Source organism: Nocardia sp. NPDC050406 (assembly GCF_044459025.1).
In the GTDB taxonomy this organism is placed as follows: Bacteria; Actinomycetota; Actinomycetes; order Mycobacteriales; family Mycobacteriaceae; genus Nocardia.
The window spans coordinates 2,627,115-2,640,882 of sequence record NZ_JBITIM010000001.1; the positions used below are offsets into that span (position 1 = coordinate 2,627,115).

A 13,768-nucleotide genomic window follows, 5' to 3' on the forward strand; every position below is an offset into this window, starting at 1 on the left:
TGTCGTGGCTTCCACCGCGGCCCGGTCAGCGGGCCGCGGCGGGTATCGGACTCAGCTGCACGCGGGTCCGTACTTGGCGACGTACACGCCGTCGGTCCCGAGCCGCGCCTCCCGGGAGAGCAGCATGTCGGCCTCGAGCTGGCGCGACTGCTTGGCCGGGGTGCCGTCCCCGCCGAGGCGACGGTCGGCCGGACGCTCGTAGAGCGCGTCGCCGCCGCACATGGCCTCCACGAACCGCTGACGGCCATCGAGCTTGCGCCGCTGCGCCTTTCGCAGGTACTCCTCGCGCCGCTGCGGGTCGATCGCCTGCACGAACGCCTGCGGGTGAACGATCGCCAGCAGCCCGGAGACGTGCCCGAAGCCGAGCGAGGTGACCAGACCGGCCTTGAGCGGGAAGCGATCTCCCAGCTGCAACGGTTCGCGCAGCCACACCAGGTGCGGGTACTCGCGCATCTTCTCGTCCACGCAGTCGAGGCTGCGGTTGGGCGGGATGACGCCCTGTTCGAGCACCTGGCACAGGCCGATGAGCTGGAACGCCGCCGCGCCGCCCTTGGCGTGCCCGGTGAGGGTCTTCTGCGACACCACGAAAAGCGGTGCGCCGTCGGACCTTCCGATGGCCGTGGCAAGGCGCTCGTGCAGCTCGGACTCGTTGGGGTCGTTGGCCGCGGTCGAGGTGTCGTGCTTGGAGACCACCGCCACCTCGTCGGGCGCGACGCCCAACTTCTTCAGCGCCGCCGCGAGTTTCGACTCCGGTCCACCGCGACCGGCGGCCAGCGCGCCGAGCCCGGGAGCCGGAATCGAGGTGTGCACGCCGTCGGCGAAGGACTGCGCGAAGGCCACCACGCCGAGCACCGGCAGGCCCATCTCCACCGCGACGCTGCCGCGGGCGAGCAAAACCGTTCCGCCGCCCTGGGATTCGACGAACCCGCCGCGACGGCGGTCGTTGGCCCGGGAGAAGTACCGGTCGCTGATGCCCTTGGCGCTCATGGCCGCCGAGTCCGCCGTGGCCGACATGTCGCCGAAGCCCACGATGCCCTCGATGCCGAGATCGTCGTAGCCACCGGCCACCACCAGATCGGCCTTGCCGAGGCGGATCTTGTCCACGCCCTCCTCGACCGAGACCGCCGCCGTGGCGCACGCCGCGACCGGGTGCACCATGCCGCCGTAGGAGCCCACGTAGCTCTGCACCACATGCGCCAGCGCGACGTTGGGCAGCGCCTCCTGGAGGATGTCGTTGGCGCGCGGCTCACCGAGCAGGTTGTCGATGTACAGCGAGCGCATCGAGGACATGCCGCCCATACCGGTGCCCTGGGTGTTGGCCACCATGGCCGGGTGCACCCAGTTCATGAGTTCGGCGGGGCTGAAGCCCGAGCTCAGGAAGGCGTCCACGGTGCAGACGATGTTCCACAGCGCCACCCGGTCGACCGAACTCGCCATATCGGCGGAGATGCCCCACTTGGTGGGATCCCAGCCGGTGGGGATCTGGCCGCCGACGGTGCGCGAGAGCTTGGCCTTGCGCGGCACCCGAATCTCGGTGCCCGCCTTGCGGATCACCTGCCAGTCGCCGGTGCCCTCCACGGGGCTGACGACCGTGCTCTCCGGGCTGGCGGCGTAGAAGGCGCGCGCCTCGGCCTCGCTGTTGACCACGAAGGTCAGGTCCTTGTCCAGGAACACCGAGGTGAGCAGCGGCGCGGTGTTGTCCACCATCGCGCCGTCGTCGCCGTAGCGGCGCACGCCGCAGCGCTCCACCACGGTGTCGTGGTAGCGCTCGGCCAGCTCCGATTCGTCCACGTACTCACCGGATTCGGTGTCGTACCAGCCCGGCTTGGGCTCGTTCTCCCAGGTGACCAGGCCGGTGGTCCAGGCCAGTTCGAGCACGCCCGCCGCGGACAGCTCGTCGGAGACCTCCATCTCGAAGCGGGTGCGCGCCGAGCCGTAGGGGCCGAGTTCACCCGCGCCGACGATGACGACCATATCGTCGAGATCCGCGGTGACCGAACCCCATTCGGGGACGGGCAGCGCCGAGGAGAGCTGGGTCGGCGGGGCGGGCAGTGCGCCGATGGTGGCCGCCTGCTCCTGCGAATCCGCTTCGGCCGCAGCCGCTTCGGCGGCTTCCTTGCCGAGCGCGGACAGATCCAGCTTGGCTCCCGCCAGACCGCCGGTCAGGTCGATCTGCTGCGGCCCGTCGGAGGTGACGGCGCGGGCCCGTTCGGTGCACCACTTGAGCAGCTCGTCGGCCATCTCCTGGGTGGACCAGGTGTGCACGCCCGCCTTCTCGACGGCCTCGACCAGCGGATCGTTGTGGCCCATCAGGCCGGTGCCGCGCACCCAGCCGATCAGCGCGTGCACCAGGGTGACCCGCTGCGACCACGCCTTCTCGACCCGCCACTTGGCGACCACCGCGTCCAGCGCGGCCTTGGACTCGCCGTAGGCGCCGTCGCCGCCGAAGAGGCCGCGGTTGGGCGAACCCGGCAGCACCACATGGAGTTTGGCGTCCACATCGTGGTCCGCGCCGATCTTGGACAGTCCGCCGATGAGGCGCTCCACCGACCAGAGCAGTACGCGCATCTCCATCTCGGCGCGCGCACCGGCGTCGGAGAGGTCACCGGCCACGCGCGGCGCCGCGAACGGCAGCAGCATGGTCGGGGTCATGGCCTCCTTGACGAGCACCTTCGCGCCACCGGCATTGTCGATCTGCTCGCCGCCGACCCACTCGACGAGGGCGTCGATATCGCTGTAGGAGGCCATATTCGCGGGCACCACCCACAGCGCCGCGCCGTGGCGGGCGTTGTCGCGGTAGAGCTTCTTGTAGAAGGCGAGCCGGTTGTCGTCCAGCTTGGAGGTGGTGACGAGGACGGTCGCGCCGCCGCCGAGCAGTCGTCCGGCGGCCGCCGCGGCGATGGAACCCTTACTGGCGCCGGTGATCACGGCGATCTCGCTGGACCACACGCCCGGCTCGGAGACCTCGCGGGCGGCCTCGGCGATGCGGCCGTAGAGCCCGGCCAGCACCGAACGCGCCTCGTGCATGGCGCGCTCACGCCACCAGGTGGCCTGTACCGCGACGGCTTCGCCCGCGCCCACGAAGCCGTCCACGGGCAGCTCGGCCATCTCGGCGTCGTTGCCCAGCCAGAACCGCGCGAGATCCTCGCGGGCGGTGGCCCAGCGGTCGTCGATGAGCACGGCCTTCTTGGCGTCGAAGGCGGGGGCGACCAGGCGCGGCCAGTCGGTGCCGAGTTCGGCGGAGACCAGATCGACCAGGGTGTCGTCGGAAGCCTCGGGGGCGGTGAGCTTCTCGGCCAGGCCGAGCTGCTCGAGCACCACCCGGGCGGCGGTGGCGAGCACGCCGTCGCGACCGGTGATCTGCTCGGTGAACTCGCCCAGCGCGGCGGCGTCGACGGTCGCGCCGCCGCCACCTCCGGCCGAGGGCATGGAGACCGCGATACCGCGACGGGCGGCCACGGCCTGTACGGCCGCGTCGATGGCGGCATCCACGGACGCGCCGTCGCTCAGCGCACCGGAGACCAGTCCGCCGAGATCGCCGCCGCGCACCGAAGCGCCCTCGCGGGTGCCGAGCGAGACCTCGGCGGTGACGTGGCTGGCCCAGCCGTCACCCAGATCCCAAACCTTCTTGACGCGTTCGGCGATGGCGGCGGGCCGCTTGCCGGAGGGTCCGAAGACCTTGCGCAGGTGATCGCCGATGGCATCGGAGAGCACCGAGCCGAACGGCTTGTAGGTACGGGCCAGGCGCTCCACGGTGGCGGAGAGCGCGCCCATATCGGCGTCGGCGGCACCGTCGATGGCACCGAGGGACAGCTCCGAACCGAGGTCCACCAGCAGCTGGTTGCGGCGCGAGGAGACGCCGTCGCACAGGCCCTCGATGGTGTCCACCGGGCCGATCTGGTCCAGCCGCAGCTTGGTCCAGAGCGCGATGAGCACGCGGGTGGCGTCGGCGGCGGTGAAGGCGATGTCGTCCGGGCGCGGGCCGCCGGTGGGGGCGGCGGGGGCGGCCGCGGGTGCGGCGGCAGCGGGAGCGCTTGCGGCCGAAGCGGTTTCGGCGGGCGTCTCCTCCGGCTCCTCCACCGGCGCGGGATCGGTGTCGGTGGCGTACACCACCGCCGCCTCGCGCTCGATATTGAGCACCTCGACCGTCGCGTTCGAGAACGCGGGCAGCTTGAGGGTGTTGGTCGCCAGGTTCGCGACGGTCGGCGTTGCGGCCAAACCGATTTCGACGAACCGCTCGACGCCGAGTCCGCCGTGGGCGGTATCGGTGAACAGCAGGTCCTGGGTCTCGATCCAGCGCACCGGGCTGGCGAACTGCCAGGCCAGCAGCTCGATCAGCAGCACGCGGCACAGGTCGGTCGGGCGCGCGGCCCAGCTGTCGTAATCGGTGAGCACCTCGGCGAGGGGCTCGGACGGCACGTAATCGGCGACCTCGGCGACGAATTCGCGATCCAGCGTGAACGGCCGCGGCACCAGGTTCGGAATGTAGCGTCCGACAAGCAGTTCCGGGTGCAGGTCGGCGGGCAGCAGCTCCTGGAGCTTGTGCCGGAACTCCGGCACACCGGCGCGCAGCACGGTGGAGTGGAACGGCACGTCGATACCGGGCACCAGCACGAAGGCGCGCTTGCCGCCGGTTTCCGCACGGCGACGCTCGATTTCGGCCTCGAGGGCCTCGAGTCCGGCGACGGTGCCCGCGATGGCGTACTGCGAGCCGCGCAGGTTGAGGTTCACCACCTCGAGGAATTCCCCGGCCTTCGCGCCGACGGTGGCGACGAAGTCGATCACCGCGGCATCGGGCACGCCGATCTGCGACGGGCGGATGGCGGCCATCCGATAGTCGCTGCGGCCCTGGGCATCCCGGGGCACCAGCTCGTGCATGGCCGAGCCGCGCTGGAACACCACCTCGAGCACGGCTTCCAGGGGCAGCACACCGGCGACGGCGGCGAGCGCGTTGTACTCGCCGACCGAGTGACCGGCCAGCATCGCGCCCTCCACGAACGCGCCGGATTCGCGCAGCTCCGCGACCTGGGCGACACCGAGGGTGGCCATGGCGACCTGGGTGAACTGGGTCAGGTGCAGTACGCCCTGCGGATGCCGGTACTCGACGCCCCGCGCCTTGAGGTAGGTCGGGTTGTCGCGCACGACAGCGAGAATCGAGAAGCCGAGGGCCTCGCGGGTGTGCTTGTCGGCGCGGTCCCAGATCTCCTTGGCCGCCTTGGAGCGGGTGCGTGCGTCCAGACCCATCCCCTTGGTCTGAATGCCCTGGCCCGGGAAGGCGTAGACGGTCTTGGGCGGGGCGATGCGGCCGGTGGCCGTCATGACGAGATCGCCACCGATGCGGCAGGAGACCTCGACGACCTCGCTGCCCCGGTCCATGCCGACGCGCTCGACGCGCACGTCGATCTGCGCGCCCAGCCGGACCATGCCCAGGAAGCGGGTGGTCCACGCGGTGATGGTGCGCGGCGCGAGCTTCTCGGTCGGGTCGATGGCCGAGACCGCGTGCTGCGCGGCGGCCGAGAGCCACATGCCGTGCACGATCGGGCTGCCGAGTCCGGCCAGCTTGGCGGCGGCCTCGGAGGTGTGGATCGGATTGTGGTCGCCGGAGACCTGCGCGAAGGCGGCCATGGCGCGCGGCGCGGTGATGGTGACGTCGCGGCGACGGCGACGCGGGGTGTCGGCGGCCTCCTCGGACAGCGCGCCCGCGGCCCGCGGCGGATCGGTGAGCTCACCCGCGCCGGTGCGGCCGCGAATGGCGAAACGCTCGGTGAGGGTGGCGATGGTCGGCATGGACATACCGGTCTCGGGCTTGTCCAGCATGCCGGTGATCTTCACCCGCACCTCGACCACGCGGCCGAGGTCGGTGTCGAGGGTCTCCCCGGCCTCCGCGCGGACCGCGAGCACGCTCGCGCCGTCGGGCAGTTGGCCGACGAGCTGGATCTGGTGGTCCAAGTGGACCAGGTCCAGCATGCCCTCGATCACGCTCGCGCCCGCATCGGTGCGTGTCGCGCCCAGCACCGCGAAAACGGCTGGCCAGCAAGCGCCTACGAGAACGTCGGGCACGGTGCGGCCGATGGTGGAGAGGTGCTCGGGCAGTCCGGAGCCGGTCACGCCCGCGTGGTCGGCGATGAGATCCGGTGTCCAGGCGAGGTTCACGTGCGCGACCTTCGCGCCGTCGATGGTCTTGACCTCCGGCAGCGACTGTCCGGCGGCGACGGCCAGCAGCGCCGACATGGCGGCCTCGGCATCGTCTTCGGTGATGACCGGCGCGCCGCCGTTGTACACCGAGACCGGCACGGTGAGGCGAATGCGCACCGCGTCGCGGCCGAGCAGCGGAACCGTCAATTCCACGTAGGCGCTGTCGGTTTCGGGTCCGGTGCCGGGGCGCAGGGTCGATCCGGTGCGGGGGTGCACCGCGCCCTTGTCGTCCACGGTCCACTCGTCCACCGCGCCGAGGCGGTGCACCGGGTTGACGGTGGTGCGTCCGGCCCACTGCACGTCGGGGGCGGCGAGAACGGTGTCGATCGCGCCGGAGGTGAGGTCGGCGCGGCGGCGGCCGTCCACGGCGGCCGGGACGAGGCCCGCGCGCACCATGGAGTAGGCGGCATCCTGCTCGAAGCGGTCGAGGAGTTCGCCGACGGGCTCGTCCACGCGGGTGATGCCCGCGACGGCGACGGTGCCGGGGATGATGCAGACCTGGTCGGCGCTGTAGCGCGGATCATGGGCCTGCCACAGCGAATCCGAGCGCCACCAGCGGCGCACGTCCTGATCCACGACGGGCACGAAATTGACCGGCTTGCCGGGGGTCTTGCACAGCGAGATGAAGAACGGCACGTCGGCGGGGTGCAGCACGGTGTCCGCGGCGGAGGGGTAGCGCTCCTTCAGCGTGCACAGCGCGCGCACCGGCTCCTCGAAGGCGGTGTCGTCGGCGAAGAGGGTTTCGATGCGGCCGCGGTCGGCCTCGTTGAGGCGAGATTCGGTGCGGCGCATCATCTCCGCGAAACGGTCGCGCCAGGTGATGTCGAGCCAGACCGAGCTGGTGGCCTCGGCGATGGCGTCGGCGAAATCGCCGCCGCAGTCGAAGTCCTTGCGGCGGTCCAGGCCCACGGCGAGCTCGACGTAGCGCTCCAGCCACTCCACGTAGGTCATGGTGGCGACGTCGCCGAAGTAGGGCTTGGCGGTGCGGTCGAGGGCCTCGATGATCTCGTCGCGGCGCGCGGCGACGGCGTCGGCGTCACCGGCGACCTCGTCGAGCAGGCGGCCGGTGCGCGAGGCGGCATTGTCGATCTCGTGGATGTCCGCGCCCAATTGGCTACGGCCGGAGGCCATTCCGCCGCTGGCGGTGCCCGCGCCGACCCAGTCGGGGGTGCCGGGGGTGTCCACCAGCATCTGCTTGACCTCGGGCGCGGTGGTGGCCTCGAGGGTGGCCATGGCGGCGGTGCCGACCAGCACGCCGTCCAGCGGCATGACCGGGTAGCCGTGCTGCTGTGCCCAGGTGCCGGTGAGGTATTCGGTGGCGCGCTCGGGGGTGCCGATGCCGCCGCCGACGCAGACGATCACATTGGTGCGGTTGCGCAGTTCGGCGTAGGTCTCGAGCAGCAGGTCGTCGAGGTCTTCCCAGGAGTGGTGGCCACCGGCGCGGCCGCCCTCGATATGCATGATGACCGGGTAGTCCGGCACGGCGTCGGCGATGCGCAGCACGGCCCGGATCTGGGCCACGGTGCCAGGCTTGAACGCCACGTGCGTGATGCCGACCTCGGTGAGCTCCTCGATGAGGGCGACGGCCTCTTCCAGCTCCGGGATACCGGCGGTGACGATGACGCCGTCGAAAGGCGCTCCGGCACTGCGGGATTTCTGCACCAGGCGCTTGCCGCCGAGCTGGAGCTTCCACAGGTACGGGTCGAGGAACAGCGAGTTGAACTGCACAGCGCGGCCCGGGTGCAGCAGGGTCTTCAGCTCTTCCACGCGGTCGGCGAAGATCTGCTCGGTGACCTGGCCGCCACCGGCGAGTTCGGCCCAGTGGCCCGCATTGGCCGCGGCGGCAACGATTTTCGCGTCCACGGTGGTGGGGGTCATACCCGCCAGCAGGATGGGCGAGCGGCCGGTGATGCGGGTGAAGGCGGTCTCCACCACGATGCGGCCATTGGGCAGGCGAACCGGCTTGGGCGCGAATTCCGCCCAGGCGGGGGCGATCTCGGGGGCCGCGCCGGGGGTGAACAGGCTGCGCTGGCCCGGGCGGGTGGAGGCGGCGAGCACGCCGACGCCGGTGCCCTTGAGCGATCCGGCGGTCAGGCGGGTGAGCAGGTCACCGGGGCCCAGGTCCAGAATCCACTGCGCGCCTTCGGCAACCACCTCGTCGACGGTGCCGACCCAGTCGATGGGGTCGACCAGGATCTCCTTGGTGAGCGCGGCGGCCAGCTCGGTGTCGAGCCCGCACTGTCCGGCCCAGCCGCTCACCAGCTCGACGGTGTCGGCCAGGGCCGGGTGGTGGAAGGCCACCTCGACCGGAATGTCCTCGAAGACGGGGGCGAAGGTCGCGCCGCCGCGCTTCTTGGCCTCGCGATCGCGGGTCTGCTCGGCGCTGATCTCGGCGCAGCGCTGGCGCACGCGGTCCAGCTGCGCCACCGGGCCCGAGAGCACCACGCGGCGGCGGCCGTTGCGAATGGAGATGACGGCGGCCTGGCTGGGCTCCACGCCCGCGGCGAGCTCCTGCACGACGGCGCGCAGCTTCTCGGGGTCGACATTCGAGACGGCGACCATGGGCATGCGCTCGCCCACGGGGACCAGGCCGCGGCGGCGGGCGACGAGTCCGGCGGCCGCGCCGATCAGCTGGGCCAGGGCGAGCAGTTCGGCGTCGCGCTGGCCGTGCGCGGCGGCGGCGGTGGCGGCGAGGCGGCCCTGCGAGTGGCCGATGTAGGCGACGGGGGCCTGCGCGGCGATATCGAGGCCCTGCAACCTCAAGGCGCGCAGCGCGGCGATCTGGGTGAGGTAGACGCCGGGCATGGAGACGGCGGCCGAGCGCAGCACCTGCTGCGACGGGGCGGCCGAGATCTCGCCCTGCTCCGGGTCGGCGATCTCCTCTTCGAGCATCCAGCCGATGGGGTCGAAACCGACCGGGCGGACCACGAGCAGTTGCGCGGCAACGGGTTCGAGGCGCTGCGCGGCCTCGTTCACCAGCGCGGTGAGCTCCGGTTCGAGCGCGGAGTCGCGCCCGATCTCCTCCAGTTCACGCAACCACTGCGCACCCTGTCCGCCGAAGGCCAGCGCGTACGGCGCGCCACCCAGCAACCTGTCGAGCAACGATGCCCGGATCCCACCCTCAGAGTTCTTGCGGGCCACCTTGGCCCTCTGTCCCGTGCCGGTGCTCTCGTTGATCGTCAAGGCGTTCGACTTCCTTCTCGTAGCGGCTTGCCCCCGCAGGACGGGGCCGCGCTCTCGTCGCGCAGGTCTTCCCTCGGCCAACCGGCCCTGGTAGACGCCGAGGATTCCACAAAATCATGAGGAGATCCTCATGTTTGCCCCTACGACCGACCCCCTACCCCCGAGTATTCCTGTACACGCGTACCAGAACATTCAGAAACATGACTCCGCCTCATGTTTGAACCCCCTGGTCCAGCCGGTTACACCACTGAAGGAAAGTTGAGTCCCCCTCATGTTCCTCTTAATCAAATTGTTATAATCCCAGGTAGGGTTACCGACCAGTACGCCACACCTCCCCGGTACTTCGCGAACCGCGTTCAGCCCGGTAGAGTTTGGACGGTCGTACCATCAGCGCGAGTGGCGAAATTGGCAGACGCGCCAGATTTAGGTTCTGGTGTCCACGGACGTGGGGGTTCAAGTCCCCCCTCGCGCACAACGTTTCACCTTCCGTCGGCTACTCCCGCCGACCACCCGTTTTGTCCGTTTCGTCGGCACGGACGCCCTCTGCCCACCCTCGCCGTAACCATCGAGCAAACGCCAGAATGCATTCGCGCTCAGGCGCGCGGGCTATCCGGCAGTCGTCACCGGATGGCGACGACCACCGCGTCGGTGATGGAACGCCAGGCAGTGCCGGATTCGGTGAAACCGGCTTCGGCGAGGCGGTCGAGATGCCAGGTGAGGGGTTGGGGCACGCCGGGGGTTCTGGCGTCGAAAATGGCGCGGCTGGCGGCGTATTCGTCGGCGAGGACCGGGTCGGCGGCGATGTCGTGCCACATCACCCGGAATCGCTCCTCGCGATCGGGCATGTACAGCTCCTGCTGCCGATCCCAGCTCTGCTGCCACACCTCCCAGTACACGCCTTCTCCGTCCGTCGATTGATGCCCGATCGCCGCCCGGCGAGGCGTGGCGAATCCTATCGGCGCTTGCCCGCGATCCGGGCGAACCCGGCGGGTCGGTTGCCCCGACCGGGATAATCCGAGGACATGGCCTTCACCGACGCCGAAATCGACTACCTCCGGTCACAACCGCTCGCGCGGTTCGCCACCCACACGGCGGGCGGGCAACCCGATGTGGTGCCCGTCGCCTTCGAATACGACGGCAGCTACTTCTGGATTGGCGGCGGCGCGACCTTCCCGGCCACTCGCAAGGCCCGCAATGTCGCCGCGGGCAATACCGAAGTCGCCCTCGTCATCGACGACCTCATCTCCTTCGACCCGTTCATAGCCCGCGGCATCCGCGTCTACGGCCGCGCCGAACCGCCCATCGAACGGGTCGGCATGGTGGGCCCCGGGCACTATCTACGAGTCACGCCGGTGCAGTCGTGGAGTTGGAACATTGCGGGCGAACCCGTGGGTGAGCAGTGGTACCCCGCGCGCCACGCCTGGCACTGACAAATTCGAGTGTCTTTGTGGCTGGCTAGGATTCGCGGCGTGTCACACACTTTGAACGTCTACCTGCTCGATCTGACGGAACTCGAGGCCGTCATCGGCTCCAAGGACGACGCGTTTCTCGACCGCCTCCTGGTCGACGTCCCCCAGCACGACCCCGAAGACGACTGCTGCGATCCGTGCGACCAGCCCGACTGCGAGGGCCCCGACTGCGAGGATTGCTACCTCTGCGAAGACGCCGCTCTCCCACTGGCACTGCGCGCGATCTTCGCTGGCGGCCCCTTCAACGAGAACCACGCCCACGCCTACGTCTCAGCCCTGGAATCGATCTGCGCCGACCTCGGCAACAGCGTCGGTGAAACGAACTTCTGGTTCGGCTACGACGGCCTCCCCGACGTAATCGTCAGCCTGGCAACCAATATGGACGGCGAAGATCCATTCCCCTCCACCGAGGACAACGGCTGGGGCCACATCGACAAGGAAAGCTGCGCGGAACAACTCCCCGAATGGGAAGCCCTCGCCGCCAGCCCCGACAACGACTACGCCGACACCATCGTCGAATGGTTCCGTGAATCCACAATGGCGAACAAGGATCTCATCGGTTTCTGGTTCGGATAGATCCAAGGTCGGCAAGTTTGGCCTAACCGGTCGAAGATCGCACCACAACAGCGAATTCCGCCCCCTCGAGACGATCTCCGACCGCCCAGGCCAAATCAGCATCAGTGGTGGCGCGGATGGGTGGGTGCGGCGCGGCAAGCCCCTGGTCTGACGCGAACCCTCCGCTGTGATCGCGTGGTGTCAGTGGTTGTGTCAGCGCGGAATCAGTGCGCTGTCAGCGCGACCGGCGAATGTGTGTACATCGAACGAAGCGACCGGGACCGACCCGGTTCCGATCGAAAACACGAAAGCCGAAGGAGCACACCATGTCCGCCACCATCACCCTGACCGACCAGGACAAGTCCATCGTGCGCGTCGCCGCCTACGGCGCGGTCTCGCTGCTCGCCGCCGCCGGTGCCTCGCACAAGGGCGTCACCCAGGGATCCATCGCCCTGACTTCCGCGACGGGTCTGGTCGGGCACGTTCTCGCCGCGAAGTCCAAGGACATCGAGTTGAAGGGCAAGAACACCGCCGAACTCGCCGAACAGGTACTGCCCGCGGTAACGGCGGCGATGTGCCTGCTCAACGACCAGGATCCCGCCGAGGCCGCCAACTTCCGCGCCACCGTGCTGGTCGCGGTGGAGGCCGCCGCGCGGTCCGGCAAGCCCAGCCCCGCCGTCACCGCCATGGCCCGCAAGATCGGCGAGGCGCTCGACGCGGCCTGAACCGAATGCTCGACGCAACGATCCGCAATGCCCTCGCGCAGCTCACTGCCGAGTCGATGTCAGTGGCGACATCCGCGCGAGGGCGGTCGGAGGCTACGCGTTGCGCTGCCGCGCTTCGGTGTACGCGCAGGGGATGTTGATGTCGAAATGGAGCCAGCCGAAAAGCGGGTAGCCCGCGTCGAATTCGGGCATGGTGACGGTGCGTTGGGTTTCTTCGAGGGTCAGTCTGTCGGCGACGGCCTCGCCGACGCGTTGGACCAGTTGCTCGGTGTAGTCGACGAAGAAGCGCATGCCGTCCTTGTCGGTAACCCGGCCGTGTCCGGGGACGATGCGGGTGCCGTCGGGAACCCAGTCGTGGATGCGGCGTAGTGTTCGCGCGGGCCGCTCGGCGACGCCGTCCAAAAGCCAAGGGATGGCGGGCTTTTCACCGATGAAGGCATTGCCCGCGTAGATCACCTTGGCATGCGGGTCGTGGTACCAGAGGTCACCCGACGTCTGCCCCTGACCGAGGTCGAGAACCTCGACGAACTTTCCGCCGCCGAGGTTGACGGTGAGTTTGCCGTCCGGTGGGACCAAGAGGTCGGCGGGACGGTAGCGAACGTCCTCGATACCTCGGCCCAGGTCGAACCAGCCGATCTGCGCTTGTTTGCGCGGTTCGATTCCGGTCTCCTCGATGGCACGGAAAGCGTTCTCGTGCTGAATGATTCGCGCCTCGGCGGGCATCAGGTAGTTGCCGAAGAAGTGGTCGCCATGGTCGGACGTGACGCCGACGAACCGTATCGGCTTGTCGGTGACTCCGGCCACCAGATCCAATACCTGCCGCGCCAAGCCCGGGGTCATCATCGATTCGACGACGAATACGGCCTCGTCCCCGACGATGAACCCACCCGAGGTGGCCTGTGGAATTCCGCGTGTGGTCTGTTCGTCGGCGGTGTCGGCCACCACCGCGTACGCCCCGGATCCCAGATCCTGAGCGATCAGCCGCACGGTATCGGCATCCCATATCGGCACGGGCCACGGCACATTTCTGTCGACTGTGTAACCGGTCATCGCACGACACCCCTTCGAGTAAATAGCAATCCTTCAGTTATCTGACTGGTCAGTGACTGACTGTACAGATACTGAGCAAGGTCGACAAGTGTTAGTCTTCGGGCCATGACCTCGACCGACCTGCTGAGCGATCCCCGCATCACGCTGATGGGCCTGTTCGTGGAGGCCTACGCCGATCTCATGCGGGAGGTCTCCGCCCAGGAACGCGCCCACGGCCTGTCGGTCGCGGAGTTCGACGTCCTGCTCAGGCTCGGTCGCTCCCCGGGGCGACAGCTTCGCATCACCGACCTCTACACCCAGACCGGTTTGACCTCCGGAGGGATGACCCGCCTCATCGACCGCCTCGATTCCCAAGGCTTCGTGACACGCTCGCCCGACCCCACCGACCGCCGCGTGGTGCTGGCCTGCCTCACCGATGCCGGTGCCGCCAAGGCCGCCGCCATCCTCCCGGGTCATCTGGCAATCCTTCAGCGTCGCCTCCTCGACCCGTTGACCGAAGCACAGCGCCAGGCTTTCGACGGCATACTGCGCGCGATTCGGGATGCACCGGCACACCATCGGGATTGACCAGGCCCCAGGATTCACCGCTGC

7 protein-coding genes and 1 tRNA gene are annotated in these 13,768 nt (G+C 69.2%); 5 read left to right on the forward strand and 3 right to left on the reverse strand.

The annotated features are described in order from the left end of the window. Positions 1-51 precede the first annotated feature (51 nt). Positions 52-9,378 carry a fatty acid synthase subunit beta domain-containing protein gene (locus ACIBH2_RS12580; protein ID WP_397116367.1) on the reverse strand — a complete coding sequence of 3,109 codons (9,327 nt, stop codon included), beginning with the start codon at positions 9,376-9,378 and terminating at the stop codon, positions 52-54. Positions 9,379-9,768: 390 nt separating this feature from the next. On the opposite strand from ACIBH2_RS12580, the gene ACIBH2_RS12585 reads away from it, so the two are divergent. After that, positions 9,769-9,850 (forward strand) — tRNA-Leu (locus ACIBH2_RS12585). A gap of 148 nt (positions 9,851-9,998) precedes the next feature. Here ACIBH2_RS12585 and ACIBH2_RS12590 read toward each other — a convergent pair. Beyond that, positions 9,999-10,274, reverse strand: a complete 276-nt coding sequence (locus tag ACIBH2_RS12590) for a hypothetical protein (protein ID WP_397116370.1) — start codon at positions 10,272-10,274, stop codon at positions 9,999-10,001. Positions 10,275-10,400: 126 nt separating this feature from the next. Between ACIBH2_RS12590 and ACIBH2_RS12595 the strand changes: the two genes are divergently transcribed. The 3 genes from ACIBH2_RS12595 to ACIBH2_RS12605 all read left to right on the forward strand — a co-directional run bounded on the left by ACIBH2_RS12595 (position 10,401) and on the right by ACIBH2_RS12605 (position 12,127). Next, positions 10,401-10,808: a PPOX class F420-dependent oxidoreductase gene (locus tag ACIBH2_RS12595; RefSeq protein ID WP_397116372.1), complete on the forward strand. Its 408-nt coding sequence runs from the start codon at positions 10,401-10,403 to the stop codon at positions 10,806-10,808. A gap of 39 nt (positions 10,809-10,847) precedes the next feature. Next, positions 10,848-11,423: a hypothetical protein gene (locus ACIBH2_RS12600; RefSeq protein WP_397116374.1), complete on the forward strand. Its 576-nt coding sequence runs from the start codon at positions 10,848-10,850 to the stop codon at positions 11,421-11,423. A gap of 305 nt (positions 11,424-11,728) precedes the next feature. Then, positions 11,729-12,127 (forward strand): hypothetical protein, encoded by a 399-nt coding sequence (locus ACIBH2_RS12605; protein ID WP_397116376.1) that lies wholly within the window; start codon positions 11,729-11,731, stop codon positions 12,125-12,127. A 93-nt stretch (positions 12,128-12,220) separates the two neighbouring features. On the opposite strand, the gene ACIBH2_RS12610 is transcribed toward ACIBH2_RS12605, so the two are convergent. Further along, a complete protein-coding gene (locus tag ACIBH2_RS12610; protein ID WP_397116378.1) occupies positions 12,221-13,177 on the reverse strand; it encodes an MBL fold metallo-hydrolase in 957 nt (318 codons plus the stop codon). Between the two features lie 105 nt (positions 13,178-13,282). Between ACIBH2_RS12610 and ACIBH2_RS12615 the strand changes: the two genes are divergently transcribed. After that, on the forward strand, positions 13,283-13,744 hold the full coding sequence (locus tag ACIBH2_RS12615) for a MarR family winged helix-turn-helix transcriptional regulator (RefSeq protein WP_397116380.1): 462 nt from the start codon (positions 13,283-13,285) through the stop codon (positions 13,742-13,744). Positions 13,745-13,768: the final 24 nt, after the last annotated feature.